This is a genomic window from Actinoplanes sp. NPDC049668, assembly GCF_044465445.1.
Taxonomy (GTDB): Bacteria; Actinomycetota; Actinomycetes; order Mycobacteriales; family Micromonosporaceae; genus Actinoplanes.
Genome location: NZ_JBITLR010000008.1, coordinates 86,113 through 110,638, shown reverse-complemented (window position 1 = coordinate 110,638; position 24,526 = coordinate 86,113). Strand labels below are relative to the sequence as shown.

At 71.5% G+C, this 24,526-nt stretch carries 26 protein-coding genes and 1 riboswitch; of the genes, 9 read left to right on the top strand and 17 right to left on the bottom strand.

Annotated elements, in window-relative coordinates:
• Window positions 1–72: 72 nt before the first annotated feature.
• The 3 genes from xylA to ACIBSW_RS31440 are packed head-to-tail and all read left to right on the top strand — an operon-like array spanning window position 73 to window position 4,126.
• Window positions 73–1,260 carry a xylose isomerase gene (gene xylA / locus ACIBSW_RS31450; protein ID WP_354719585.1) on the top strand — a complete coding sequence of 396 codons (1,188 nt, stop codon included), beginning with the start codon at window positions 73–75 and terminating at the stop codon, window positions 1,258–1,260.
• 21 nt (window positions 1,261–1,281) lie between these two features.
• On the top strand, window positions 1,282–2,697 hold the full coding sequence (gene xylB / locus ACIBSW_RS31445; protein ID WP_354719586.1) for a xylulokinase: 1,416 nt from the start codon (window positions 1,282–1,284) through the stop codon (window positions 2,695–2,697).
• Window positions 2,698–2,707: 10 nt separating this feature from the next.
• Window positions 2,708–4,126 carry an MFS transporter gene (locus ACIBSW_RS31440; RefSeq protein ID WP_354719588.1) on the top strand — a complete coding sequence of 473 codons (1,419 nt, stop codon included), beginning with the start codon at window positions 2,708–2,710 and terminating at the stop codon, window positions 4,124–4,126.
• Here the strand turns inward: ACIBSW_RS31440 and ACIBSW_RS31435 are convergent.
• The 7 genes from ACIBSW_RS31435 to ACIBSW_RS31405 form a co-directional block, all read right to left on the bottom strand.
• Window positions 4,104–5,735: a glycoside hydrolase family 13 protein gene (locus tag ACIBSW_RS31435; RefSeq protein ID WP_354719590.1), complete on the bottom strand. Its 1,632-nt coding sequence runs from the start codon at window positions 5,733–5,735 to the stop codon at window positions 4,104–4,106. The genes ACIBSW_RS31440 and ACIBSW_RS31435 overlap by 23 nt on opposite strands.
• A 19-nt stretch (window positions 5,736–5,754) precedes the next feature.
• Window positions 5,755–6,450 carry an HD domain-containing protein gene (locus ACIBSW_RS31430; protein ID WP_354719592.1) on the bottom strand — a complete coding sequence of 232 codons (696 nt, stop codon included), beginning with the start codon at window positions 6,448–6,450 and terminating at the stop codon, window positions 5,755–5,757.
• 66 nt (window positions 6,451–6,516) lie between these two features.
• Complete coding sequence (locus tag ACIBSW_RS31425) at window positions 6,517–7,443, bottom strand: MHYT domain-containing protein (protein ID WP_354719593.1); 927 nt, start codon at window positions 7,441–7,443, stop codon at window positions 6,517–6,519.
• Between the two features lie 155 nt (window positions 7,444–7,598).
• On the bottom strand, window positions 7,599–7,742 hold the full coding sequence (locus tag ACIBSW_RS31420; RefSeq protein WP_184997106.1) for a GPGG-motif small membrane protein: 144 nt from the start codon (window positions 7,740–7,742) through the stop codon (window positions 7,599–7,601).
• Window positions 7,743–7,786: 44 nt separating this feature from the next.
• Window positions 7,787–8,530: a metallophosphoesterase gene (locus tag ACIBSW_RS31415; protein WP_354719596.1), complete on the bottom strand. Its 744-nt coding sequence runs from the start codon at window positions 8,528–8,530 to the stop codon at window positions 7,787–7,789.
• Window positions 8,527–8,781: a hypothetical protein gene (locus ACIBSW_RS31410; RefSeq protein ID WP_354719598.1), complete on the bottom strand. Its 255-nt coding sequence runs from the start codon at window positions 8,779–8,781 to the stop codon at window positions 8,527–8,529. Before ACIBSW_RS31410 ends, ACIBSW_RS31415 begins: the two co-directional genes overlap by 4 nt.
• 1 nt (window position 8,782) lies before the next feature.
• Window positions 8,783–9,367 (bottom strand): nucleotidyltransferase family protein, encoded by a 585-nt coding sequence (locus ACIBSW_RS31405; RefSeq protein WP_354719600.1) that lies wholly within the window; start codon window positions 9,365–9,367, stop codon window positions 8,783–8,785.
• A 171-nt stretch (window positions 9,368–9,538) separates the two neighbouring features.
• Between ACIBSW_RS31405 and ACIBSW_RS31400 the strand changes: the two genes are divergently transcribed.
• A complete protein-coding gene (locus ACIBSW_RS31400) occupies window positions 9,539–10,351 on the top strand; it encodes a dTMP kinase (protein WP_354719602.1) in 813 nt (270 codons plus the stop codon).
• A gap of 7 nt (window positions 10,352–10,358) precedes the next feature.
• Here ACIBSW_RS31400 and ACIBSW_RS31395 read toward each other — a convergent pair whose 3' ends face one another.
• Window positions 10,359–11,042, bottom strand: coding sequence for an SDR family NAD(P)-dependent oxidoreductase (locus ACIBSW_RS31395; RefSeq protein ID WP_354719604.1), 684 nt, complete (start codon window positions 11,040–11,042; stop codon window positions 10,359–10,361).
• Between the two features lie 550 nt (window positions 11,043–11,592).
• Here ACIBSW_RS31395 and ACIBSW_RS31390 point away from each other — a divergent pair.
• A complete protein-coding gene (locus ACIBSW_RS31390) occupies window positions 11,593–12,594 on the top strand; it encodes a sigma-70 family RNA polymerase sigma factor (RefSeq protein ID WP_354719606.1) in 1,002 nt (333 codons plus the stop codon).
• An 81-nt stretch (window positions 12,595–12,675) separates the two neighbouring features.
• Here ACIBSW_RS31390 and ACIBSW_RS31385 read toward each other — a convergent pair whose 3' ends face one another.
• From ACIBSW_RS31385 to ACIBSW_RS31375, 3 genes are all read right to left on the bottom strand, one after another.
• Window positions 12,676–13,635 (bottom strand): NlpC/P60 family protein, encoded by a 960-nt coding sequence (locus tag ACIBSW_RS31385; protein ID WP_354719608.1) that lies wholly within the window; start codon window positions 13,633–13,635, stop codon window positions 12,676–12,678.
• 12 nt (window positions 13,636–13,647) lie between these two features.
• A riboswitch (cyclic di-AMP (ydaO/yuaA leader) is annotated at window positions 13,648–13,773 on the bottom strand.
• Between the two features lie 220 nt (window positions 13,774–13,993).
• Window positions 13,994–14,320, bottom strand: a complete 327-nt coding sequence (locus ACIBSW_RS31380; protein WP_354719610.1) for a DUF3817 domain-containing protein — start codon at window positions 14,318–14,320, stop codon at window positions 13,994–13,996.
• A gap of 17 nt (window positions 14,321–14,337) precedes the next feature.
• The gene (locus ACIBSW_RS31375) at window positions 14,338–14,763 is read right to left on the bottom strand and encodes a hypothetical protein (protein ID WP_354719612.1); all 426 of its coding nucleotides are present in this window, start codon (window positions 14,761–14,763) and stop codon (window positions 14,338–14,340) included.
• A gap of 91 nt (window positions 14,764–14,854) precedes the next feature.
• Between ACIBSW_RS31375 and ACIBSW_RS31370 the strand changes: the two genes are divergently transcribed.
• On the top strand, window positions 14,855–15,112 hold the full coding sequence (locus tag ACIBSW_RS31370; protein WP_354719613.1) for a DUF6158 family protein: 258 nt from the start codon (window positions 14,855–14,857) through the stop codon (window positions 15,110–15,112).
• A 574-nt stretch (window positions 15,113–15,686) separates the two neighbouring features.
• A complete protein-coding gene (locus ACIBSW_RS31365; RefSeq protein ID WP_354719615.1) occupies window positions 15,687–16,499 on the top strand; it encodes an ANTAR domain-containing protein in 813 nt (270 codons plus the stop codon).
• Between the two features lie 4 nt (window positions 16,500–16,503).
• Here the strand turns inward: ACIBSW_RS31365 and ACIBSW_RS31360 are convergent, their stop codons facing one another.
• The 5 genes from ACIBSW_RS31360 to ACIBSW_RS31340 all read right to left on the bottom strand — a co-directional run bounded on the left by ACIBSW_RS31360 (window position 16,504) and on the right by ACIBSW_RS31340 (window position 20,711).
• Window positions 16,504–16,806, bottom strand: coding sequence for an antibiotic biosynthesis monooxygenase (locus ACIBSW_RS31360; RefSeq protein ID WP_354719617.1), 303 nt, complete (start codon window positions 16,804–16,806; stop codon window positions 16,504–16,506).
• Window positions 16,807–16,862: 56 nt separating this feature from the next.
• Complete coding sequence (locus tag ACIBSW_RS31355; protein WP_354719619.1) at window positions 16,863–18,596, bottom strand: MDR family MFS transporter; 1,734 nt, start codon at window positions 18,594–18,596, stop codon at window positions 16,863–16,865.
• Window positions 18,593–19,078: a MarR family transcriptional regulator gene (locus tag ACIBSW_RS31350; protein ID WP_354719620.1), complete on the bottom strand. Its 486-nt coding sequence runs from the start codon at window positions 19,076–19,078 to the stop codon at window positions 18,593–18,595. The genes ACIBSW_RS31355 and ACIBSW_RS31350 overlap by 4 nt, the downstream gene beginning before the upstream one ends.
• Window positions 19,079–19,139: 61 nt before the next feature.
• Window positions 19,140–19,760, bottom strand: coding sequence for a 50S ribosomal protein L11 methyltransferase (locus tag ACIBSW_RS31345; protein WP_354719622.1), 621 nt, complete (start codon window positions 19,758–19,760; stop codon window positions 19,140–19,142).
• Between the two features lie 87 nt (window positions 19,761–19,847).
• Entirely contained in the window at window positions 19,848–20,711 is an 864-nt protein-coding gene (locus ACIBSW_RS31340) for a BTAD domain-containing putative transcriptional regulator (protein ID WP_354719624.1), read from the bottom strand.
• 240 nt (window positions 20,712–20,951) lie between these two features.
• Between ACIBSW_RS31340 and ACIBSW_RS31335 the strand changes: the two genes are divergently transcribed.
• Together ACIBSW_RS31335 and ACIBSW_RS31330 are read left to right on the top strand one after the other, a co-directional pair.
• Window positions 20,952–21,614: a response regulator transcription factor gene (locus ACIBSW_RS31335; RefSeq protein WP_354719626.1), complete on the top strand. Its 663-nt coding sequence runs from the start codon at window positions 20,952–20,954 to the stop codon at window positions 21,612–21,614.
• 283 nt (window positions 21,615–21,897) lie between these two features.
• Window positions 21,898–23,184: a hypothetical protein gene (locus ACIBSW_RS31330; RefSeq protein WP_354719628.1), complete on the top strand. Its 1,287-nt coding sequence runs from the start codon at window positions 21,898–21,900 to the stop codon at window positions 23,182–23,184.
• A 17-nt stretch (window positions 23,185–23,201) separates the two neighbouring features.
• Here the strand turns inward: ACIBSW_RS31330 and serA are convergent, their stop codons facing one another.
• On the bottom strand, window positions 23,202–24,413 hold the full coding sequence (serA, locus tag ACIBSW_RS31325; protein ID WP_354719630.1) for a phosphoglycerate dehydrogenase: 1,212 nt from the start codon (window positions 24,411–24,413) through the stop codon (window positions 23,202–23,204).
• Between the last annotated feature and the right edge of the window lie 113 nt (window positions 24,414–24,526).

Here is a 24,526-nt window from a genome sequence, read left to right as displayed (position 1 = left end):
CCTTGACAATGCCACACCGCGCTCAAATAATTCAACCAATAAACAAATCAGCTCTGTTACGTGGAGGTAACCGTGTCGGTCCAGCCCACCCGCGACGACAAGTTCTCCTTCGGTCTCTGGACCGTCGGATGGCAGGCCCGGGACCCGTTCGGCGAGGCCACCCGGGGCCCGCTCGACCCGATCGAGGCCGTGCACAAGCTCTCCGAGCTGGGCGCCTACGGCATCACGTTCCACGACGACGACCTCGTGCCGTTCGGCTCCGACGCGCAGACCCGCGACGGCATCATCGCCGCCTTCAAGAAGGCCCTTGAGGAGACGGGCCTGGTGGTGCCGATGGTGACCACCAACCTGTTCACCCACCCGGTCTTCAAGGACGGCGGCTTCACCAGCAACGACCGCGGCGTGCGGCGCTACGCGCTGCGCAAGGTGCTGCGCAACATGGACCTGGCGGCCGAGCTGGGCGCCAAGACCCTGGTGCTCTGGGGCGGCCGCGAGGGCGCCGAGTACGACGCCGCCAAGGACATCCACGCCGCGCTCGACCGCTACCGCGAGGCGCTCAACCTGCTCGCGCAGTACTCCGAGGACCGCGGCTACGGGCTGCGCTTCGCCATCGAGCCCAAGCCCAACGAGCCCCGCGGCGACATCCTGCTGCCGACGGCCGGCCACGCCATCGCCTTCGTGCACGACCTCGAGCGCCCGGAGCTGTTCGGCATCAACCCCGAGGTCGGCCACGAGCAGATGTCGAACCTCAACTTCGCGCACGGCATCGCCCAGGCGCTGTGGCACGGCAAGCTCTTCCACATCGACCTGAACGGCCAGCACGGACCCAAGTTCGACCAGGACCTGGTCTTCGGCCACGGCGACCTGCTCAACGCGTTCGCGCTGGTCGACCTGCTCGAGAACGGCGGACCCGGCGGCGGGCCCACCTATGACGGCCCCCGGCACTTCGACTACAAGCCCTCGCGCACCGAGGACTACACCGGCGTCTGGCATTCGGCCGAGGCCAACATGCGGATGTACCTGCTGCTCAAGGAGCGGGCGCAGGCGTTCCGCGCCGACCCGGCGGTGCAGGAGGCGCTCGCGGCCAGCAAGGTCCTCGAGCTCTCCACCCCGACGCTGGCACCCGGCGAGACCTACACCGACCTGCTCGACGACCGCGCGTCCTTCGAGGACTACGACGTCGACGCGGCCGGCGCGCAGGGCTACCACTTCGTCCGGCTGCACCAGCTCGCCATCGATCACCTGCTGCGCGCGAACTGACCCGAACGGACGGTGAATCCCATGACACTGGTAGCCGGGATCGACTCCTCCACCCAGTCCTGCAAGGTCGTCATCCGTGACGCCGAGACCGGCAAGCTGGTCCGGCAGGGGCGGGCCGGCCACCCCGACGGCACGGAGGTGCATCCCGACGCCTGGTGGACCGCGCTGCGGCAGGCGATCGACGAGGCCGGCGGCCTGGACGACGTCGCCGCCGCGTCCGTCGCCGGCCAGCAGCACGGCATGGTGGTCCTGGACGAGTCCGGCGAGGTGGTGCGCCCGGCGCTGCTGTGGAACGACACCCGCAGCGCCGGCGCCGCCGCCGACCTGATCGAGGAGCTCGGCGGCGGCGACAAGGGCCGCCGGGCCTGGGTCGACGCCGTCGGCATCGTCCCGGTCGCCAGCTTCACGCTGACCAAGCTGCGGTGGCTGGCCCGCAACGAGCCGGAGAACGCCGCCCGGGTGGCGGCGGTCTGCCTGCCGCACGACTGGCTGACCTGGAAGCTGTCCGGCGCGCACGGCCTGGACGGCCTGCGCACCGACCGCAGCGACGCCAGCGGCACCCTCTACTGGTCGGCCGCCGCCGAGCAGTACCGGCCCGACCTGCTCGAGCTGGGCTTCGGCCGGCGGATCCGGGTACCGGAGGTGCTCGGGCCGACCGGCGTCGCGGGCACGTTGCCCAACGGCGCGCCGCTCGGGCCGGGCGCCGGCGACAACGCCGCGGCCGGCCTCGGCGCGGGCGCCCTGCCGGGCGACGTGGTGATCTCCATCGGCACCTCCGGCACCGTCTTCGTCTCCTCCGACGTCGCGCCGGACGATCCGAGCGGTGCCGTCTCCGGCTTCGCCGACACGACCGGCCGGTTCCTGCCCATCGTCGTCACGCTCAACGCGGCCCGGGTGCTCGACGCGGCGACCCGGCTGCTCGGCGTCGACCACGAGGAGCTGTCCCGGCTCGCGCTGTCCGCGCCCGCCGGTGCGGACGGCCTGGTGCTGATCCCGTACCTGGAGGGTGAGCGCACCCCGAACCGGCCGAACGCCACCGGTGCCATTCACGGGCTGACGCTACGCACCTCGGACCCAGCGCACCTGGCCCGGGCGGCGGTCGAGGGCATGCTCTGCGCGCTCGCCGACGGGCTGGACGCCCTGGTGGCGCGCGGCGCGACGGCCAACCGCATCGTGCTGGTCGGCGGCGGCGCGCGCAGCGAGGCGGTCCGCCGGATCGCGCCGGCGCTGTTCGGCCTGCCGGTGCTGGTGCCGCCGCCCGGCGAGTACGTCGCGGACGGTGCCGCCCGCCAGGCCGCCTGGGTCGCCCTCGGCGGCGAGGCGCCGCCGGCGTGGTCCGCCGAACCGCCCGAGGTGTACGAGGACGAGAGCGTCCCGCTGATCCGGGAGCAATACGCTTCGGCACGGGAGGCGGTGATCGACAAGGTATCCCGCTAACCTCGTCCGCGTGAGCTTGCGGGGAGGACCGGCACATCGCGCGTACAGCGTGGTCGTCTTCGTCATCCTCGCGTCCCTGGACAACGTGGCGATCAACCTCGTGCCGCCGCTGTACGGCAGCATCGGCGACGAGTTCGACGTCGGCGAGGGGCGGATCGCGCTCGCCACCACGGTGATGTTCCTGATCAGCGCGGTGGCGGCGATCGGCTGGGCGTACGCGGGCGACCGCACCAACCGCAAGCCGGTGCTGATCGCCGGCACGCTGATCTGGGTCCTCGGCACCGCCTGGTCCGGCCTGGCCGGCAGCTACTCGTCGTTCCTGCTGTCGCAGGTGTTCGCGGCGATCGGCCTGGGCGGCGTGGCCAGCGTCAGCTTCTCCGTGGTCAGCGACCTGATCTCGCCGCGCCGCCGCGGCCTGGTGATGAGCTTCTGGGGACTGTCGCAGGGCATCGGCACGCTCGCCGGGACGCTGGTCGGCGGCCTGCTCGGCGCGACCGACTGGCGGCGGCCGTTTCTGATCGTCGCCGTTGCGGGCCTGATCGCCACCCTGGCCTACCTGCTGACCTACGACGTCCCGCGCGGCGACAGCCAGCCGGAGCTGCGGGGCGTGCACTACGAGGAGCGGATCCACCGCGACGACCTGCCGCGCATCCTGGGCCGGCGCACCAACATCTGGCTGATCCTGCAGGGCTTCTCCGCGCAGATCGCCTTCGGCTCGCTGGTCTGGCTGCCGGTGCTGTTCCGGGCCCGCGCCGAGGACCAGGGCTACTCGGCGCCGACCGCGGTGATCGTCGGCAGCGTCTTCGCCACGATGTTCCAGCTGGGCGGCGCGCTGTCGATCCTCGGCGGGCTGGTCGGCGACCGGCTGCAGCGCCGCACGCCGCGGGGCCGGGCCCTGGTCGCGGCCGTCGGCGTCCTGGCCGCGGTGCCGTTCTACGTGGTGCTGTTCTTCGTCCCGTTCCACATCGACGTGCCGGACGGTGGCAGTACGGGTGCCGTGGTGGGCGCGATCCTGCGCAACGTCTACACCGAGCCGACCGTCGGGCTCAGCCTGGCCACCGCGATCTTCGCCCTCGCGCTCACGTCGGCGAACTCGCCGAACTGGTTCGCGCTCATCGCGGACGTGAACCCGCCGGAGCATCGCGGCACCGTCTACAGCCTGGGCAACCTGGTCAACGGCTTCGGCCGGGCCGGCGGCAACGCGCTGATCGCGGTGGCGTTCCGGGGCCTGTCCGGCGCCTTCCCACCGCCGCTGAACTACGCCGTCGGCCTGGCCGCCTTCCAGTTCTTCTTCGTGCCGACCGGCGTCATGTACTGGCTGGCCAGCCGGACGGTGGCCCGGGACATGGCGGACACCCACGCCGCCCTGGCCGAGTACCGGGCCAAGGAGGAGGCGCAGGCGCGGATCAGGCCTGCGCCCACACCGTGACGTCCTGTGGCACGCGGCCGTCGGCGGTCAGCGGCTCGCTGGACAGCTGCACCCGGGCGCTGAGCGGCAGCTCGGCCGGCGTCGCGCCGTAGTTGGTCAGCACCAGCAGGTCGCCGTTGCGGAACGCCAGCACGTCGGCCGGGGTGTCCACCCAGGTCAGCGCCCCGGTGCCGAGGCCGTGCCCGGCACGCAGGCGCAGCGCGGAGCGGTACAGCTCGTAGGTGGAGCCGGCGACGCCCCGCTGGCGGTCCAGGGCGTACTCGGCCCAGGTCGCCGGCTGCGGCAGCCAGCTGGCGTCCGACGGGCCGAAGCCGTACGAGGGCGCGTCGGCCTCCCAGGGGATCGGCACCCGGCAGCCGTCGCGGCCGCGCTCGGCGTGCCCCGACCGCTCCCAGGCCGGATCCTGGCGGAACTCGTCGGGTATCTCGGTCGCCTCCGGCAGCCCCAGCTCCTCGCCCTGGTAGAGGTAGGCGGAGCCGGGCAGCGCGAGCATCTGCAGCGTGGCCGCCCGGGCCCGGCGCAGCCCGAGGCCGGCGTCAGGCTGCGGGTCGCCGATGCCGATGCCGTGCCGGCGCGGCTCGCCGACCGGGTAGCCCAGCCGGGTCGCGTGACGCACCACGTCGTGGTTGGAGAGGACCCAGGTGGTGGGCGCGCCGACCGAGGCGTTCGCCGCCATGGTGGAGCCGATGATCCGGCGCAGCGGGTCGGCGGACCAGGGCGCGTCCAGGTACTCGAAGTTGAAGGCCTGGTGCATCTCGTCCGGGCGCACGTACCGGGCCAGCCGCTCGGCCGGCTGCACCCAGGCCTCGGCCACCAGGATGCGCTCGCCGGGGTACTCGTCGAGCAGCGCGCGCCACCGCTGGTAGACCTCGTGCACGCCGTCCTGGTCCCACATCGGCGGCGGCGGGGCGCCCTCGGGCGCGAGGCCGCCGAGGATCGCGCCGGCGTACTGCCAGTCGGCCAGGGTGGCGTCCTTGATCAGGCCGTGCGCCACGTCGACCCGGAAGCCGTCGACGCCGCGGTCGAGCCAGAAGCGCAGCACCGCCTCGAACTCGGTGCGGACCTTGCCGCTGCCCCAGTTGAGGTCGGGCTGGGAGACGTCGAACAGGTGCAGGTACCACTGGCCGTCGGCGACGCGCTCCCACGCCGGGCCGCCGAAGACGCTGTGCCAGTCGTTCGGCGGCTCGGCGCCGTCCGGTCCGCGCCCGTCGCGGAAGATGTATGCCTCCCGCTCCGGGCTGCCCGGCCCGGCGGCCAGCGCGGCCCGGAACCAGGCGTGCTCGTTCGAGGTGTGGTTGGGCACCAGGTCGATGATGACCTTGAGCCCGAGCGTGCGGGCCTCGCCGATCATCTTGTCCGCGTCGCCGAGGTCGCCGAAGCGCGGATCGACGGCGCGGTAGTCGGCTACGTCGTAGCCGGCGTCGTGCTGCGGCGACGGGTAGAACGGCGAGAGCCAGACCGCGTCCACCCCGAGGTCGCGCAGGTCGCGCAGGCGCGCCGTGATGCCCGGCAGATCGCCCATCCCGTCGCCGTCGCTGTCGGCGAAGGAGCGCGGATAGATCTGGTAGATGACGGCGCTGCGCCACCAGTTGTCTGTAGGGGAGGGCATGTCACCCAGGCTAGTCGCGCTATCCGTCGAGAATCGCGGCGAAGCGCTCCTCCGCTAAATCGAGCTGGTCCAGGATGTGGTCCTTGGCGGCGACCGAGAGCGGGGTGTCCGGGCGACCGACCAGCTCGCGCAGCTTCGGCACCAGCGGCCGGTACTTGATCGCGGAGCTGCGGGCCTTGTCGTAGGTGGTGTGTATGACCCCGACGCCGTTGTCGGTGAAGTCGGACACCTTGATGACCCGGGCCCACGGGTCGCGCTCGAGGCTGTCCGCGACGTGCGCCCGGTACTGCTCGTGCTTGTCGTACTCGGGGTCGTACTCCGGATTGGTGACCGAGCGGACCAGCTCGGCCGTCCGGGGGTTGAACCGGCGGGCCAGCTCGGCGACGGCGGCGTCCGCCAGCACCTGGTGCCCGAGCGTCTCGGGCAGGCCGGCCAGCTCCGCCGGATGGTCCTCGACGGCGTCGTGCAGCAGCGCCGCCGTCAGCACGTCGACGTCGTGGATCCCGTAGTACCGCATGATCCGGATCGCCACCCGCAGCAGATGGTTGAGGTACGGCTCCCGGACGCGGCGGTCCTCGGCGTGCAGCCGGGCCGCCAGCTCCAGCGCCTCCTCGAGCTGGCGCCGGTCGCCGGCCGGCAGCTCCTCCAGCTCGAGGGCGAACCGCTCGCGGAGCCCGGCCTCGCCGTAGACCTCGGTGATCGCGTGCAACGGCATCGAAAGCAGCATCCTTGGCGCCATGCCGAACAGGTATACCGGACGGAGGCCCTCCGTGTGCGCCGCTCAGGAAGGCACGTCGAGCAGCGGCTCCTCCGTGAGGGGCTTGGCCCGCGGCGGGACCGGGCGCGGCGAGGGCCGCGTGCCCGGCGACGGGCGGCTGCCGGGCGCGCGCCGCATCGCCGACATCGACGCCTGCTTGAGCGACCAGGGGTTCTCGGCGTGCATCCCGCGGTGCGGCTTGCCGTCGCCCTCGGTGAACTCCTCCTCGGTCATCGCCTGCAGCGCGCTGAGCGCGACGCCGAGGATCGTGGCGGCGCTGATCAGGGTGATCGGCACGATCATCAGCAGCGGCCGGATGCCGCTCACCGAGGTGGATACCTCGGTGCTGAGCTCGACGGTCATCGCGGCCATCCCGGTGTAGTGCATCCCGCAGACGGCCAGGCCCATGATCGAGGCGGCGCCGACCATCGGGCGCCACCCCTGTACCGAGACGGCGAACCACAGCGCGGCGGTGCACGCGGCGACGGCGATGACGCCGGAGGCCACGACCAGCGGGGTGTCGAAATGGATCCGGCCGGACACGTGCAGGCCGATCATGCCGGTGTAGTGCATCGCCAGCACCCCGGCGCCGGTCAGGACGCCGGCCAGCAGGGTCTTCAGGACGCTGCGCCGGCCGTGGCCGACCACCAGCAGGCCGAGGCCGACGGCGACCACCGCCAGCCCGAGGCTGACCATGGTGAGCAGCGGGTTGTAACGCACCGGGCTCTCCGGCACGTCGAAGCCCAGCATCGCGGTGAAGTGCATGAGCCAGATGGCCGCCCCGCCGATCGCGAACGCGGCGATGATCAGCCAGCGGTTGCGGCGGCCGCGGGAACGGGCGCTGCGGGCACGGCCGGTGGACAGCAGTCCGAGGAAGGAGCCCAGGACCGCGACCAGGTAGGCCGCGACCGGGTTGAAGGCTCCGTAGGTGAAGTGATGGACCTCGGCCACTGCGTCACACCCTTGCGAAATGTCGGGAACAAGACGCAGTGGATTGAGCCATAGGTCCGATGTGGGGCATCGCACGTCGTGTGCGCCCCGCTACACGCAGAGACCCGGGGCCGCAACGAATGCGCAGCCCCGGGTCGTTAGTAGTTGGCTACCGATCAGGTGAAGATGCTGACACCGCCGGGACCGACAAGCAGCCCGACGATGATCAGGACGACACCCCAGAGGATCTGCCGCCGAAAGAGCGCGAGGACGCCGGCGACCACGAGAATGACTGCGAGGATCCAGAGCAACAGTGACATGCTGATCGAGTACCCCGGCCGCTCGAATCGAAAACCTTGCCGGCTCAGACGGAAACGAGGCCGGCGTCGACGTCGCCGGAGAGCAGCTGGTACACGTTGTACGCCTGTTTGATCACGGGGTGCGACACGTTGCGGACCGGCACGCCGCCGGGCGTACGCCCGCGCTCGGCGCCGTGGTGCGCGTGCCCGTGCAGGGCCAGCGAGGTCGGCGCCGAGTCGATGGCCAGCCCGAGCAGGTACGAACCCAGGAACGGGTAGATCTCCAGCGGCTCGCCGGCCAGGGTCTCCGGCACCGGGGAGTAGTGGGTCAGCGCCACCAGCGCGTCGCAGTCGAGTCCGCGCAGCGCGTCGCCGAGCCGCTCGGCGCTCGCCTCGGTGGTGCCGACGAAGTCCTTCATCTCCCGCTCGCCGAACTTGCTGGCGCAGGCGCCGGCGAAGCCGCCGCCGAAGCCCTTGGCCCCGGCGATGCCGAGCCGGTGCCCGTGCAGCTCCAGCACGATGCCGTCGCCCTCGAGCACGGTCATGCCCGCGTCCCGCAGCACGTCGGTGACCTGCGCCTCCTGGTCACTCTGGTGGTCGTGGTTGCCGAGCACGACGACGACCGGCACGCCGAGGTCGCCGAACTCCGTCGCCATGCACCGGGCCTCCTCGACCGTGCCGTGCCGGGTCAGGTCCCCGGCGATCAGCAGCGCGTCCGCGACGCCCGGCAGCTCCTCCAGCGCGGGCCGGTAGCGGCCCAGCACGTCCTTGTCCACGTGGACGTCGCCCACCGCCGCGATCCGGATCATGAAATCTCCTCAACCTCGCTGGGTGCCGCGGCGCGGATGATGCCGATGTCGCAGGCGATCTCCACGTCCGGGAACTTCGCGGAGATCTGTCGGCAGATCTCGTCGCGGCGCTGCGGGCTCTCCACCTCGCCGCCGAGCACCAGCACGTGTTCGCGGCGCTGCAGGGTGATGCCCTGTTCGGCGATCGCCCCGCTCTCGGTGAGCAGGCGCTGGATCTCCGCCTCCAGGTACTCGTCGAGCTGTGGTGTCATCTCATCCCCCAACTGTCAGGTCGGCTTCCCCCGGTAGCGCGACCACGTCTAGGCGGTCCAGCAGGACGAGGAACGCCTCCGCGTACGGTGATCTCACGGTCTCCGCGCGTACCCGGTCCCAGTCGATCTGCTCGCGCAGCGAGCGGGCGACGGGCAGTCCGGTGGCGAAGTCGCAGTAGTGCTGGGTGTAGCTGAGCAGCTTGTGGATCATTAGCTGGGTCGCCGAGAGCACTGGCATGTTGATCGCCTCGACGGGGCGCATCACGGTGTCGCGCAGGGTCGCGTCGGTCACCGGCGACTCGACCGGCCGGTAGATCAGATCCACCATCCGGTCCTCGTCGTAGACCTTGACCAGCCAGTCCTCGGGCGGCTGCTGCACCTCGAAGCCGACCGCGGACAGCTCCTCGAGCGCACGCGGCTTGTCCTTCTCGCGGATGAGAAAGTCGACGTCGTGGTCGCTGGAGTGCCCGCCGTGCGCGTACACCGCGAAGCTACCGCCGAGTGCGAACGGGACCTCGGCCTGCTTCAGGACCGACGCCACCCGTTTGAGCGTGTTGACCAGGCCCTGGTCCACCCGGTGCGGCATGCCGTCCCCCTGAGTCCTCGGTGTGTGTTTGCCACTCCAGCGACTACCCGAGCGGTCGACCCCTCACACCCGCGCAGCACGCGGTGCCAAGGCCAAAATACCCATTTTGTACGAGTACAGCGTCGTCCACGCCAGAACCGTCCGTGACTCCCACAGGTACCGTTGGTGGATATGGTCCCCGACCCCGATTCCCTCCAGGTGTCCCGTTCCGGCGGCGGACGCCTGCGCACGGTCGCTCTCGTCGGCATCGACGGGTCCGGTAAGACCACCCAGGCGCACCGGCTGGCCACGGCGTTGGCCGCCCGCGGCCTGCCCGCGACCTACCGGCGCAACGCCGGCGGCCGCCGCTGGTTCGGCCGGCTCGCCGTCGCCCTGGGCCGCACGGACGGCGAGCACCTGCTCGGCCGCCGGGCCATGCTCTTCGTCGAGTCCGTGCTGCGCTGGCTCGCCATCCTGCGGACCCTGCTGCGCCGCCGGATCACCGGCGAGATCTCGATCATGGACAGGTACGCGGTCTGCCAGTACGCGAGCATCCGCGCGCACGCCAAGACCCCGCGCCCCGGCCGGCTCAACCGCGCCGAGCGCCGGGCCCGGCTCGCCTACCGGGTCTTCCCGAAGCCGGACGTGACGTTCCTGCTCGCGGTCGACCCGGCGATCGCGTACGACCGGATCGAGCGGCGTGGCTACGACCACGAGGAGTTGGCGTACCTGCGGGCGGCGTCGGCGGCCTACGAGGCGCTGCCGGAGCGCCCCGACTTCGTGGTGATCGACGCGAACGGGACCCCGGACGAGGTGGCCGCGGCCCTCATCGGCCACCTGACCGCGCCGCCGCCGGCCGCGGTGGTCCCGCCGGCGCGGGTGCCCGCCGAGCGCCGTGGCCCGGCCGCGGCGCTCGTGGCGCACGCCCGCGTGCTGTTCCTGGCCGGCGCGACGCTCGCGGCGTCGGCGGCGGCGCTGACCTACCAGCTGGCCGAGGGGTTTTAGGGCCCGCTCAGGCCCGGCCGTAGACGGGCACCGTCGCGCCGCTCATCGGCCTCGACCCGTCGTCGGCCAGGAAGGCGATCACCTGGGCGATCTCGGCCGGCGCCACCCAGCGCGAGAAGTCCGCGTCCGGCTGGCCGGCCCGGTTGGCGGGGGTATCGATGACGCTCGGCAGCACTGTGTTGCAACGCACATCGCTCTTTCGATACTCGACCGCGACGGCGTTGGCGAAGGCGAGCACCGCGGCCTTGGCGGTCGCGTACCCGGCCGCGCCGGCGAACGGGGCCACGGCCGCGCGGGACGAAACGCACACCACCGAGCCGCCGCCGGCGTCCACCAGGTGCGGCAGCGCCGCCGCCGTCACCAGGTACGTCGGGCGCAGGTTGGCCCTGATGACCGCCTCGAAGTCCTCGATCGCCGTCTCGTGCACGAGGCCGCCGCCCGCGTACCCGCCGACCAGGTTGACCACGGCGCGCAGCGGCGCGCCCGGCTCACCCGCCGCGACGGCCACGGCCGCCCGTACGTCCTCGGGCGCGCTCAGGTCGGCCGTGATTCCCATCACGCCCTCGGGGAGCCGCCCGGTCGAGCCGGCCCGGACGGGGGCCACGACCCGCCAGTTCTGATCCCGCAAGACCTCGACGACGGCCTCACCGAGCCCGCCGACCCCACCCGTAACCAGCACGCTGCGCTCCATGGGGCTCACGTTAGCCGTGTGTTTTTGCTCACCATCGCGGGGATGGGCCGAAGGGCGCGGCGGCCGAACCGAACGGCCGTCATCCATGCGTGTGTCACCCTCGCGGGCTAGTGAACTGCGGCTCGTCGTGGCGCATCGTGGCAGTTGGTCCCGGTCCGAGCAGCGGCGGGATCTTTTGCCGTGTGCATTTGCTTCAGGCCCGGCGACAACCTGTCGATGCAGGATGTGAACCCATTTGGCTACCCGGCCGTACTGGGTAGTGACGAGCATCGCAGGGAGACGCGTGATGCCCGTCGCTGTGACGAATGAGGGGCCGATGGTGTCATGTAGTAGGCGCGAGGGTATTGCGCGTATCGACGCATCCACGCCGGGTGCGGCTCCGAATGCCTCTGAGAGGGCCTTCCTCAGTAAGTATGCATGCGGCTCTCAGGTGACACTCAGACATTCGTGACACTTTCGAACCACCAGCCGGAATCAGTACACGCCGTCTTCTGTTCATGTAGGTGTCCGCACCGCAAAGCACGAGCAGCGGACGTTACGGGGAAGGCTGATGGACGCAGGTATTGCCCGTAACAGGGTTAGTGAAGGCAACGAGGGGACCGTGGGCAACGTGGAGAAGAACACCGTGATGCGGACCGACCAGGTCGCCGAGGAGCGCGACCTCGTCGGAGTCTACCTGCACGAGATCTCCCGGACGCCGCTGTTGGATGCTGCCCGGGAGGTCGACCTCTCCAAGGCAATCGAGGCCGGGCTCTACGCCGAGCACCTGCTCGACAGCGGCGAGCTCCGTCGCGGCGTGAGCCGGGAGGAACTGGAGCGACTGGCCACCGAGGGTAAGCGGGCGAAGGATCTCTTCATCCGCGCGAACCTGCGACTCGTCGTGTCGATCGCGCGTCGCTACGTGCGCTCGGGCATGCCGATGCTGGACCTCATCCAGGAGGGCAACACCGGCCTCGTCCGCGCCGTCGAGAAGTTCGACTACGAGCGCGGCTACAAGTTCTCGACCTACGCCACGTGGTGGGTCCGCCAGGCGATCAGCCGGGCGATCGCCCAGCAGGAGCGCACCGTGCGCCTGCCCGTGCACCTGGTCGAGGACGTCAACCGGATGCGCAACGTCACCCGCCAGCTCGTCCGCGAGCTCGGCGCCGACCCGGAGCCGGCGCAGGTCGCCGCCGCGCTGGGCGTGACGGTCGAGCGCGTCACCGAGCTGACCCGCTGGGCCCAGGACACCGTGTCGCTGGACACCCCGGTGGGCGACGACGGCGACACGAACCTCGGCGACCTCGTCGCCGACAGCGACGCTCCGTCGCCGGAGGAGATCGTCCTGACCGCGCTGGAGCGTCAGCGCATCGAGGGCCTGCTGAACCACCTCGACGACCGGTCGGCGGGCATCATGCGCGCCCGGTACGGCCTCGAGGACGGCCGCGAGCACTCGCTGACCGAGGTGGCGTCGCGCTTCTCGCTCTCCCGCGAGCGGATCCGCCAGCTCGAGATCCAGGCGCTCGGCCGGCTGCGCGAGCTGGCCCGGGCCGAGGGCCTGCAGGCCGCGTAACCGAAGGCGACACCAGCCCACGATCACGAAGAAGGCCGGCACCCCCGAGGGGGCGCCGGCCTTTCGCTGTTCCTGACCCGCTCAGGTGACCCGGCCGTAGCCGTTCGGGGTCATGATGTTGATCGACCGCTTCTTCACGGGCTGGCCCGCTCGGGAGGCGTCGATGATCTGGCCGCCGCCGACGTAGATGCCGACGTGGCCGTTGCTGCGGTAGAAGACCAGGTCGCCCGCCTTGAGGTCGGACTTGCTGATCCTGGCGGTCGCGCTGTACTGCGCCGCGGCGTTGTGCGGCAGCGACTTGCCGGCCGCCCGCCAGGCGGCGGAGGTCAGGCCGGAGCAGTCGTAGCCGTTCGGGCCGTCGGCGCCGTAGTCGTACATCACGCCGATGGCGTTGAAGGCGAACGTCACCGCCTTGCCGGCCGAGCCCGCGATGTTCGGGATGGGTCCCGTGTACCTGCTGCCGGACTCGGTCGCCGAGCCGAACGCGGCGGTGCGCATCGCGTAGAGCTTCTTGAGGTCGCCCTCGATCTTCTTCTGGCGGTCCGACAGCTCCTTCAACTCGGCGGCCTGCTTGTCCTGGGTCGCCTTGAGGGCCGTCTGCCGCTCGGTGAAGTTCTGCGTCGCGTCGGTGTACTTCGCGACGTCCCGGCTGCGGCTACGGGAGATCTGCTCGAGGATGCTCATCCGGGCGATGAGGTCGTCGCTGCCTTCGAGCATGACGTTCATCGTGCCGACGTTGCCGATCTTGTAGGCCGACGACGCGATGGACTTCATCTGCGCGTTCGCCGTCACCAGGGCCACCTTGGCGGGCCCGAGCGACGCGATGAGCTGCTTCTCGTCAGCCTTGGTCTTCTTCAGGCTGATCTTCATCTTGTTGTACGACTCGACGACGTCCTCGAGCTGGTCGGACGCCTTGTCGATCTTCTTGGTCAGCTCGGCCTTCGACGGTTCCGCGTGAGCCGCGGTCGCGGAGGTGCCGGTGATCGCGATCGCCAGGACGGCGACCGCCAGCGCGCGGAGCCTGGTTCGGGCGTGTGGCAACGGTACGTGGCCTTTCTTCCGCTTGGCCGCCTACCGGGTTAGCTGACGGATTCGGGCGGGAAGAAGGCCCTACCGCTTGCGCGGATTCACCCCGATGCTGCTCGGTGGTTCCCCGGTTCGTCGTGGCGGAAGCGGTGACCCTGGGGGATCGGGGCCGTCCCATTTCCGCCGACGAGGATTCGACGGCGCTGGCCGGCGCCACCGAGGGGAGTGGCTGCGGACCGGACCAACCGCATTAACTTATCGGCGCGCGGCATTAACACAAGAGCCAGAAGAGTGACTTGCGCCAATGATCACAAACATCGGAATGATCCGGATAGCGGGCGGCGACAAGGCCGATTCGCAGAGTGACTTTTACCTACTCTGCCATGACCGGTGGGGCTTCAACACCCTCGACGGCCCACTTGTGCGTGACGACCCGTTCGGCCCAGAACGAGAAGAACGGGACCGTGCCGGCCAGCATCACGAGCAGCATCCGCCGCAGCGGCCACCCCACGCGGCGGCTCAGGTCGAACGTGGCGGCCAGGTAGAGCATGTACAGGAAGCCGTGGAACGGCCCGACGGCGGCGACCACCGTGTCGTCGTCGCCGATGTACTTCAGCGGCATGCCGATCACGACGAGCACGATCAGGACCACGCCGACGATCCAGGCGATGATCCGGTAGCGGGTGAGGGCTCCCTGCACGATCCACGTCCTTTGGTTCAACTGGTCTTGGTGCGGCGTCCGGGATAGTCGCCGGGCCGGGCACCGGGGTGTGCGGCCAGCCAGCTCAGGTACTCGTTGTACGCCGCCAGCTCGGGGTCGTCGTCGGCGGGTGCCGCCCCGGCCACCGGAACCCGGACCGGGCGGCGCACCGTGACCGGCTGCTCGCCCTGCGCGTCCGGCTTCGGCTCCGGCGCGTCCTGCGCCGCCGCGCGGCCCGCGCGGCGCTCCTGCTGGACCTCGCGGAACCACAGGAAGACGACGAACGCGGCGAACACCGGCCATTCGAAGGTGTAGCCCCAGCTGATCGCGTTGCCGCCGGTGGCCCGGCTGAACTGCCACCAGCCCAGGCCCAGGAATCCGGCGACGAGCACCAGGGCGAGGGCGTGGCGCGCGATCCACGCGGGGGTCCACAGCCTCCTCATGTCGCTCAGCGTACCGGCGCGGGTTTGGCGGCATGATGATCGGGCAACCGGGTTGCGTAGGCACGTTCCGCGAATCAAGGCAGGTGGCGTCATGACGGACACCCGGCTCGGCCCCGACGACGACGCGCCCGTCGTCTTCGAGACCGGCATCGATCCCGCGGGCCTGGCGGACGACGACCTGCTGCGGGAGCTGGCCAGCCTGCACCGGACCCGGCTCGACGCGCTGCGGCACGCACCTGAGGCGGCGCTGGCGACGCATCTGCGGCGCACGGCCGAGCTCGAGACCGAGTACCTGGCCCGGCATCCCGGCCGTGAGATCGATCCGTCCCGGCTCACCCAGGACTTCTGAGGGAGTCGTCGCGGGTGTGGTCTGGGTCACAACGGCTACCGGAATCACCGCACCCCGCCGACGGTTGGGTTGGATGTCGGTGCGATCAGTGTCCCCGGGCCTCACCCTTTGCCTTCGCGGAATACCGTTCGGCTGGAGCCGCGTTGAGCCTTTCGCCGAGAGGCGACCTGCGCACCGACATCTTCATCTGCGCCGCTCCTGGGTTCCGGGGGCGGCGCATTTGTTTTCCGCGCGGGGTTCGGTACGGCCGGATTTCGGGTAGTTGATCTCCATGGCCCACGACCATGCCGATCAGCGCGCCGCCGCGACGCCGGGAAGCCGCCGCCGGGGCGCCCCGCGTCCGCCCTCGCGCGGCCGCGGCGAGCGGCTCGGATCCGCTCCCGGTGCGCCGCGGGAGGGCGGACCGTACCGCCCCGATGGGCACTCGGTAGTGGACACGACTTTCGTGTTCGCCGATGCGCATGGCAATATCGGGCAAATGTCAGCCCCGCAACGGAGCTCCGGGCGGCTCGCCTCGCATCGCGTTCCGCCGGCCTCCGGCACCCCGGGAAATCCTGTCGGCCAGACCCGCGCCGTGAGTCGTGGTCGCGTACCCCTGCCCGCGAAGTCCGGGTCGGCGGCCGGGGCCGTGACCGGCGAGCTGGTGGTGCCCGAGACCCCCGTCGTCGATCTCGTCCCGGTGGTCCGGCCGGGCGACGGCCTGTCCGCCGGACCGCATCCGGTGGAGCTCGCCGGGCTGCTGCACGAGCTCTCCGTCCGCATCCTCGGCGCCGACGACGTGCCGCAGGCACTGGACCGCCTCGCCGCCTTCGTGGCCGCCGCCGTCCCCGGCGTGCTGCGCTGCTCGGTGGCGCTGATCGGCGAGGGCGGCCCGCTCATGCTGGCCGCCTCCAGCGCCCGGGCGAAGGCCCTGGACGACCGGCAGTACGACACCGGGAACGGCCCGGGCCTCGAGGCCGCCCGCAACCGCGTGCTGGTCACCGCGGGCGAGCTGCAGTCCGACCCGCGCTGGCCCGAGCTCGCCGAGTGCGCCCGCGCCGAGGGGGTGTGCGGCGTCGTGTCGTTCCCGCTCGACGTGCAGCGCACCTCGGTCGGCTCGCTGAGCCTCTTCGTCGGTCAGCCGGGCGGGATCGCCCCTGACCTGCTGCTGACCACCATGGCGGTGGTCAACCAGGCCGAGGTGCTGCTCGGCGAGCTGCGCCGGCGCGAGGGGCTGAGCGAGGGCGCCACCGTCGACCGGGCGGCCGGCGTGATCATCGCGCAGCGCGGATGCGGCGTGCAGGAGGCCTACGACGTGCTGCGGGAGACCGCGCAGCGCCTCGGCATGGACCGCCGGGCGGTCGCCGAGCGGCTGATCGCGGCGGCCGCCCGCAACGCGGAGGGCTGACGAACTACTTCGACACGCGCTGGACCACCTCGAACTCCAGCAGGCTGGCGCCCGAGGCGACGGGGCGGGCGCGCTCGCCGGCGTGTGCCGCGCGGCCCGATCCCGCGGACCAGGCCTGGAAGTGCTCCTCGGTCTCCCAGCGGGTGTACACGAAGTACCGGGTCTCGCCGCCGACCGGGCGCAGCAGTTCGAAGCCGAGGAAGCCCTCGGCGTTCTCCACCGCGCCCTGGCGCGCGGCGAACCGCTGCTCCAGCTCCGGGCCGGCGCCCTCGGGCACCTCGATTGCGTTGATCTTCACGACTGCCATACGACAAAGGGTACGAGCGCGTGCTGCGCCCGTACCCGATGGTCGTGGGTCCGTCGTCAATAAGAGCTTTTGATCTCCGCGTTGGGGCCGGCGCCGACCTCGCCCGGCACGCCGTTGCAGGCGGCCGCGGCCGCGGCGTCGTCGGCGCGCTGCTGCTGCGCCGACCGCTGGGCGAGCGGGATCTCCGGCAGGAAGAGCACGACGATCAGGCCGATCAGCATGATGGCCAGCGCCATCAGGTAGACCACCTGGAAGCTGTCGGCGAAGCCGGCCTTGAACGGGTGCGCCATGACGTCGGACAGCCGGCCGATGAACGACGTGTCGCTCAGGCCGTCGCCCTGCGCCTGCTGGAGGATCTGCTGCTGCGCCGGGTCCGCTGCCGCCTGCTGGTACGCGGGCGTCTCCCGCGCCGCCGTCAGCTCGTCGTTGATGTTTCCCGGCAGCACGTTGAAGAGCACCGACAGGAAGATCGCGGTGCCCAGCGTGCCGCCCATCGACCGGAAGAAGGTGACCGTGCTGGTCGCGACGCCGATCTCCCGCGGCGACACCGCGTTCTGCACCGCGGTGATCATCGGCTGCATGTTGCCGCCCAGGCCGAGGCCCATCAGCACCATGATCAGCATGGTGCGCCACAGCGGGGTGTCCGCGTCGATCAGCGCGAACAGGGCCAGCGCGACCGCCATCAGCACGCTGCCGATGATCGGGAAGATCCGGTAGCGGCCGGTCCGGGCGATCAGCTGGCCGGCGGTGATCGAGCCGGCCATGATGCCGGCCACGAACGGGATCATCTGCAGGCCGGCGACGGTCGGCGAGGCGCCCTTCACGATCTGCAGGTACAGCGGGACGGTCATCAGGCCGCCGAACATCGCGATGCCCAGGATGGTGCTCGAGGTGGCGCCGACGGCGACCGTGCGGTTGTTGAACAGCCGCAGCGGCAGCATCGCCTCGTCCTTGTACGCCCGCTCGGCGAAGACGAAGGCGACCAGGCCGAGCGCGCCGATCACGTAGCAGAGGATGGCCTTCGGCGAGTCCCAGTGCCAGGTGCGGCCCTGCTCGGCGACGGTCAGCAGCGGCACCAGGCCGACGATGAGGAAGAGCGCGCCGGGCCAGTCGATGCGGTGCGGGGTGCGGATGTGCGGCAGGTGCAGCACCCGGGCCACGACGATCATCGCCGCGGCGCCGATCGGCACGTTGATGTAGAAGACCCAGCGCCAGCCGTCGACGCCCAGGATCGTGTCGGCGCCGGCGAAGAAGCCGCCCAGGATCGGGCCGACGACGCTCGCGGTGCCGAAGACGGCCAGGAAGTAGCCCTGGTACTTGGCGCGCTCGCGGGGCGGCACGATGTCACCGATGATCGCCAGGGCCAGCGACATCAGGCCGCCGGCGCCGATGCCCTGGATCGCGCGGAAGGCGGCCAGGCCGTACATGCTCTGCGCGAGGCCGCAGAGGATCGAGCCGACGATGAAGACCGCGATCGCGAACAGGAAGAACGGCCGCCGGCCGTAGATGTCGGACAGCTTGCCGTACAGCGGGGTCGAGATCGTCGACGTGATCAGGAACGCCGTGGTCGCCCAGGCCTGCAGGTTGAAGCCGTTGAGGTCGTCCGCGATGGTCTTGGTCGCCGTTGCCATGATCGTCTGATCGAGGGCGGCGAGGAACATGCCCATCATCAGGCCGGTCAGGATGGTCAGGATCTGCCGGTGGGTGAATTCCACCGACGGCGTGCCGGCGCCTGGTGCGCCCGCCGCCGATCCGTCCGCCGCCGATGCGGTGGTGCCGGAGTCACTCACGCGTTCTCCCGTGCTGATACGGCCGGGTCGCTGCGCAGGAGCGCCGCGACGGAGCTGTTGAATTCTGCGAACAGGTCGGCGAACGCGGTCACGCGCTCGGCCGGCCAGCCGCTCAGCGCCTCGCTGAGCAGCGCGTGCCGCGCCTCGCGCAGCCGTTGGCAGGCCGCGTGGCCCGCCTCGGTGACGGCGAGTCGCGAGACCCGGCCGTCGGCCGGGTCGGCCTCGCGGCGGGCGAGGCCGGCCTTGACCAGCTGCGCCGCCTGCCGGCTGACCGTCGAGGGGTCGGCGCCCTTCACCTCGGCGAGGTCGGTGACCCGCATCGGCCCCAGGTGCAGCATCGGGAGGAGCAGCATGAGCGCGGAGAACTCGGCACCGAGGTCTCCCGCGTTGAGCATGCCTTTGGCGCGGGTGCCGAGCCGGGCGAATCGCACAATCTCGTCGGCGAGCCGTCCGGTGGAATCACCGTCGTCCGATTTCGTCACGCGCACCTCCCGTCGAGATGCCTGCAGCCTACAGCTTGTTGGTTGGTGAAAGCATTTCCGGTCAGGCTCGGGCCCGCAGCTCCCAGACGCCGGTGACCAGCGACTCGGTCTCCTCCAGCGCGGCCGGCACCGGCACGACGTACTCCGCGACCCGGTCGAACAGCCGCTCCGGGAAGAACCCCCGGCCGGGGTCGCCGACCAGGACCCGGGCGCCCTCGCGGCCCGCCCGGCGCAGTCGCGTCGCCATCCGGTCGGCGACGCCGCGGGTGTAGAAGACGTCGCCGGCCAGGATCACCTCCGCGGCCGAGTCCGCCTGTGCGACGTCCGCGACCCGGGTGTCGACGGCCGCGTCGTTCGCCGCCGCGTTCCGGGCGGCCGCCCGCGCCGCCCGCGGATCGACGTCCAGCGCCGTGACGCGGGCCGCGCCCGCCCGGGCCGCGGCGATCGCCGCGACGCCCGAGCCGGTGGCGATGTCGAGCACGGTCCGGCCCCGCACGATCTCGGGGTGATCCAGGACGTATCGGGCCAGCGCCTGGCCGCCGGCCCAGACGAACAGCCAGAACGGCGGCGGCACGTCGCTGCTGAACGCGCCGCCGTTCTCGTCGAAGAGACCCACCTTGCCGTCGGCCAGGTGCAGCGAGATCTCCGGAGCCAGGGGTACGGGCAGCAGCGTCGTGTGCACGCGGCGATTCTTCGCGGTTTCCGCCGTGGGCGCCTGCTATTTGACCCGCGTCACGTCACCGCGGCCCGGGCGCTTCGGTCCGCGACGTCACTGCGGCCGGGCGGCGAGTTCCGTGGCTCGGCGTAGCAGGTCGGTGACGGAGCCGGGCTGGTGTGTCTCGCCGGCCGCGGCCAGGATCGCCGCCACCGCGCCGTCCACGGCGGCGTCCGAGCCGTCGTAGCGCAGCAGCTCCAGGAACAGGGCGCGGGTCTCCGCGGACGGCTCGACGCCCAGGCCCTCGGCCAGCCGCCGGCGGCAGAGGTCGTATGCCCGCAGCGCCGCCACCCGGTCGCCGAGCGAGCGGTGCGCCGCCATCGTGATCGTCCAGCCGCGCTCCGCGATCGGGTCGATGCCCACCGCCCGGCCCGCCAGCTCCAGCGCCGTGCTCGGCTCGCCGGCCGCCAGGGCGAGCCCGCCCGCGTCGAGCAGCGTCGCCACCAGGCGGGTCCGGTAGCGCTCGCGGGCCTCGGCCGCCCACTCCGGGTGCTCGACGTCCTCCAGTAGCGGCCGCCCGGCCAGGTGGGCGGCGGCGGTCAGCGGCCGCAGCGCCCGCCCCGCCGTGCGGCCCGAGGCCGCCGCGACCAGCTCGTCGAAGCGAGCCACGTCCACCCGCACCCGCTCGTCGACGAGCGCGTAGCCGCCGTTGCGGCTGGTGATCGCGGAGTCACTGGTGTCGCCCGCCGGGTCGAGCCGATGCCGCAAAAGGGACACGTAACCGTCCACCGTGGTCCGGTGGCCGGCCGGCGGCTCGCCGGACCAGAGCAGTTCCGCCAACTCCGCGCCGTTCGTCTCGCCACGGAGCGCGAGAAGTGCCAGGATCTGTCGAGGCTTCTCGCCACCGAAGTCCTGACCCGTCAGGCGCACACCGCGGGTGCGGACCTCGAGTCGACCGAAGAGCTGGATTTCGTACATGGCGTAAGACCCTGTCCCGGACTCGGCCGCGCGACAAGCGGCCGCCGCGTCGTTCCGCACCCCGAAAGCGAGGGGTCCTGTCCACCGAAGATACGAGTTATGGCGGCCGCTCGGCCTCATCCGGACGGCGGGCGTACCGCCCGATCGGCTTGGCTCGTGTGTGCTGTCCGACTGTTGGTACGCCTTGGCTTCGGCTGAGAGACACATAGACTTCCAGCGCTGGCGGATCAGGAGGCGCGAATGGTGGGCGAGGCGATCACGGTGCTCGTGGTTGATGGGCATCAGACATTCGCCGAGCTGCTCGGCGTGGCGCTGGCCGGGCAGCCGGAGCTGCGGTACATCGGTCATGCGCGCACCGGCGAGCAGGCCATCCGGCTCGTGCAGGAGCTGCGGCCCAACGTGGTACTGCTCGATCCGGACCTTCCGGACGCGGACGGGATCGCGATCGCGGAACTGCTGCGGCACCGCCAGCCGGACACCCGGTTCGTGGTGCTGACCGCTAACAACGAGTCCGCCCTGGTCGGCCGGGCGACGGCGGCCGGCGCGTCGGGGTTCCTGTCGAAGAACGGCCCGCTCGGCGACGTGCTTAACGCGGTGCACACCGCGCACGGCGGCGGCATGACGGTCTCCACCGACATCCTGGCGCGGCTGCTGCGCAGCACCTCGCCGGTGGTCGGGCCGCGGGCCGGCGGGCTGACCGCGCGCGAGCGCGAGGTGCTGGTCCTGATGGGCTCCGGGCTCGACCCGCGGGCCATCGCCCGGCGGCTCGGCATCAGCGTCCACACCTGCCGCGGCTACGTGAAGGCGGTGCTGGGCAAACTCGGTGCGCACAGCCAGCTGGAGGCGGTCGCGGTCGCCACCCGGCGGGGCCTACTCAGCCCGCAGAAAAATAACGGAGAGTAATTCACGATAGTACTCATCCGATACGCCGCGGCATCCGTACTTCTCGCTGGAGCGCCCCCAGGAGTCGACGGCGCCGGCGCGGGTTGGAGGACATCGCGTGGAACCAATACACGCCGGTTCGTCCGATGTGCCCGTCCCGGCGGCGGGTCTCCTGTCCGACTCGGGCGCAGGCTGGGCCAACCGCGACGGCGCGGCGCGTGGCCGCGGGCGCGAGCCGGATCCGGCGCCCTACCGGCGGCCCCCCGCCGCGAACTCGTTCCGTGACGACGCTGATGAGGAAGACATGGCCGACTCCCAGCAGGGCTGGAGTGCTTTCGGTTCGCCCGCCACACCCTCCTCCGCGGACGAGCACGGCACACCCGCCGACCCGCCGGCGCCCAAGTACGGCCCGGCGCCGCCGGCCGGACCCGGCCGCGCGTCGTTCGGCTTCACCGCCGGTCCGATCAGCGGCAACCACAACGCCAGGACCGCGCCGGCCACCGGCGCGCAGTTCCCGCCCGCCGTCCCGCCGCCCGCGCCCCGCAAGCCGGAGCCGCGGATGCCGGAGCCGCGCCTGCCGGAGCCACGGCTGCCCGAGTCCCGGTCGCCAGAGTCCCGGTCGCCCGAGCCGCGGTCGCCCGAGCCGCACCCGGTCCGCTCCGTCACCGGGGAATCCGTGCTGGCCAGATCCCGCCAGGCCCGGACCCCGTACGCGGTGGGCGAGGACGAGGGCATCGGCGACTTCATCGGGGGACCGGGCCGGGAGATCCGGCCGCACCGCGCCGCCCGCCACCCGCACGCGACCGGCGAGCAGGCCATCCTGACCGGGCCTACCGGCGGCGGCGGCCGGGGCGTGTTCTTCGCCGGCGTCGCGCTGAGCGCGGCCGTCCTGTTCGGCGGCGTCATCGCCGGCGTCTCGTACTTCTCCGGCCCGGACAAGAGCCTCACGTCGGTGCTCGAACTCGGCGCGGGCAACTCCGGCGACCGGACGGTCACCGCGCCGGTCGACGGCCGTACGGTGGCCTCCTTCGAGCTGGCCACCGCCGCGACCAAGCTGACCATGCGCAGCGAGGACCTCGGCGAGGACCTCTACCGGATCTCGACCGCCGAGGACGCCGGCATCCTGCCGCAGGCCGTGGTCGACAAGGACCGGGTGCAGCTGAAGCTGGTTCCCGGCGGCGACGGCGGCTCCGGCGCGGTCGAGGTCGTGCTCTCCACGAAGGTGATGTGGAACCTGCGCCTGTCCGGCGCCGTCGACGAGCAGCGCATCGACTTCGCCGGCGGCGCGATCGGCGCCATCGACCTGATCGGCGGGTCCCGGGTCACCGAGATCGCCCTTCCGGAGCCGGCCGGCACGGTGGCGCTGAAGATCACCGGAGTCATCGACGAGCTCGCGCTGACCTCACCACAGGGCAACCCGGTCCGGGTGAAGATGCAGGGCGGCGCGAAGACGGTCGCGGCGGGCGCGCGGACGCTGCGCAACGTCGAGCCGGGTTCGACGCTGACCCCGAAGGGCTGGGCGACCAACGACCGCTACGACGTGACCGCGGAGACCCGGGTCACGCTCCTGTCGGTCGAAACCGTCGAGTAGCGCGACCCGGACCGCCCTCAGAGGACCCGGAGCCGCACCGTCTGGCTCATGCCGCGCAGCCGGTCGAGCACGTCGGCGCTGTAGCTGCCGCCGATGTCCGTGATCAGGTAGCCGTACTCGCCGCGGGTGCTCAGCAGCTGGCCCTCGACGTTGACGCTGTGCTCGGCCAGGATGCTGTTCACCTGTGCCAGTACGCCCGGCATGTTCAGGTGCACGTGGATGATCCGGCTCGTGCCGGTGGCGGACGGCAGCGCGATGGTGGGCAGGTTGACGCTCAGGGTGGTGTTGCCCTCGCGCACGAAGAGCGCCAGCTTGTTCGCGACGAAGTCGCCGATGTCCGACTGCGCCTCCTCGGTGGACCCGCCGATGTGCGGGGTGAGGATGACGTTCGGCAGGCCGCGCAGCTCGGAGACGAACTCGTCGCCGCGGCCCTTCGGCTCGGTCGGGAAGACGTCGACGGCCGCGCCGACGAGGTGCCCGGCGGCCAGCGACTCGCGCAGGGCGACGTGGTCGACCACGATGCCGCGGGACAGGTTGAGGAAGATCGCGCCCGGGCGCATCCTGGCGAACTGCTCGGCGCCGAAGAAGCCGGCGTTGCCCGGCCGCCCGTCGACGTGCAGCGTCACCACGTCCGAGGTCGCCAGCAGCTCGTCCAGGCTGGCGCAGCGCTGAGCGTTGCCCAGGGCCAGCTTGTCCGCGGTGTCGTAGAAGGACACGTGCATGCCCAGGTTCTCCGCGAGCACCGACAGCTGGGTGCCGATGTTGCCGTACCCGACGATGCCCAGGCGGCGGCCGCGCACCTCGTGGCTGCCGACGGCGGCCTTGTCCCAGACGCCCTCGTGCATGAGGTTGTTCTTCTCGGTCAGCCGGCGGGTCATCGCGATGATCTCGGCGAGTGCCAGCTCGACCACCGAGCGGGTGTTGGAGAAGGGCGCGTTGAAGACGGCGATTCCGGCCTGCGACGCGGCGGCGAGGTCGATCTGATCGGTGCCGATGCAGAACGCGCCGATCGCGACCAGGCTGTCCGCGGCCTCGAGGACCTTCGCGGTGACCTGCGTCTTGGATCGGACGCCGAGCAGCTGCACACCCCGGATGCGCTCGATCAGCTCGACCTCGTCGAGGGCGTTGCGGACGGACTCGACCTGGTAACCCGCCGCCTCGAGCCGGGACACCGCGTCCGGGTGAATGCTCTCGAGCAGCAGGACTCGCACGTTGGCTTGGTCGGTCATCACTTTCCGTTCATGTCGGGAGGACCATCCGGGCCGCCACACCGAAGCCCAGTTCACAGACGACCCAGCCTAATGCCCCGGATTGCCCGGCCCCCGGTGGTGTGCCGGAGCTC

What these genes read in the sequence shown, in the direction of transcription:
- ACIBSW_RS31335 (WP_354719626.1), top strand. Translation starts at nt 20,952, where the DNA reads ATGGTGGGCGAGGCGATCACGGTGCTCGTGGTTGATGGGCATCAGACA.
- ACIBSW_RS31415 (WP_354719596.1), bottom strand. Translation starts at nt 8,530, where the DNA reads ATGATCCGGATCGCGGCGGTGGGCGACGTCCACGTGGACAAGGACGTG.
- ACIBSW_RS31360 (WP_354719617.1), bottom strand. Translation starts at nt 16,806, where the DNA reads ATGGCAGTCGTGAAGATCAACGCAATCGAGGTGCCCGAGGGCGCCGGC.
- ACIBSW_RS31435 (WP_354719590.1), bottom strand. Translation starts at nt 5,735, where the DNA reads ATGCCCTCCCCTACAGACAACTGGTGGCGCAGCGCCGTCATCTACCAG.
- ACIBSW_RS31400 (WP_354719602.1), top strand. Translation starts at nt 9,539, where the DNA reads ATGGTCCCCGACCCCGATTCCCTCCAGGTGTCCCGTTCCGGCGGCGGA.
- ACIBSW_RS31420 (WP_184997106.1), bottom strand. Translation starts at nt 7,742, where the DNA reads ATGTCACTGTTGCTCTGGATCCTCGCAGTCATTCTCGTGGTCGCCGGC.
- xylB (WP_354719586.1), top strand. Translation starts at nt 1,282, where the DNA reads ATGACACTGGTAGCCGGGATCGACTCCTCCACCCAGTCCTGCAAGGTC.
- ACIBSW_RS31375 (WP_354719612.1), bottom strand. Translation starts at nt 14,763, where the DNA reads ATGAGGAGGCTGTGGACCCCCGCGTGGATCGCGCGCCACGCCCTCGCC.
- ACIBSW_RS31430 (WP_354719592.1), bottom strand. Translation starts at nt 6,450, where the DNA reads ATGCCGTTGCACGCGATCACCGAGGTCTACGGCGAGGCCGGGCTCCGC.
- serA (WP_354719630.1), bottom strand. Translation starts at nt 24,413, where the DNA reads ATGACCGACCAAGCCAACGTGCGAGTCCTGCTGCTCGAGAGCATTCAC.
- ACIBSW_RS31390 (WP_354719606.1), top strand. Translation starts at nt 11,593, where the DNA reads ATGGACGCAGGTATTGCCCGTAACAGGGTTAGTGAAGGCAACGAGGGG.
- ACIBSW_RS31405 (WP_354719600.1), bottom strand. Translation starts at nt 9,367, where the DNA reads ATGCCGCACCGGGTGGACCAGGGCCTGGTCAACACGCTCAAACGGGTG.
- ACIBSW_RS31395 (WP_354719604.1), bottom strand. Translation starts at nt 11,042, where the DNA reads ATGGAGCGCAGCGTGCTGGTTACGGGTGGGGTCGGCGGGCTCGGTGAG.
- ACIBSW_RS31370 (WP_354719613.1), top strand. Translation starts at nt 14,855, where the DNA reads ATGACGGACACCCGGCTCGGCCCCGACGACGACGCGCCCGTCGTCTTC.
- ACIBSW_RS31330 (WP_354719628.1), top strand. Translation starts at nt 21,898, where the DNA reads ATGGCCGACTCCCAGCAGGGCTGGAGTGCTTTCGGTTCGCCCGCCACA.
- ACIBSW_RS31340 (WP_354719624.1), bottom strand. Translation starts at nt 20,711, where the DNA reads ATGTACGAAATCCAGCTCTTCGGTCGACTCGAGGTCCGCACCCGCGGT.
- ACIBSW_RS31410 (WP_354719598.1), bottom strand. Translation starts at nt 8,781, where the DNA reads ATGACACCACAGCTCGACGAGTACCTGGAGGCGGAGATCCAGCGCCTG.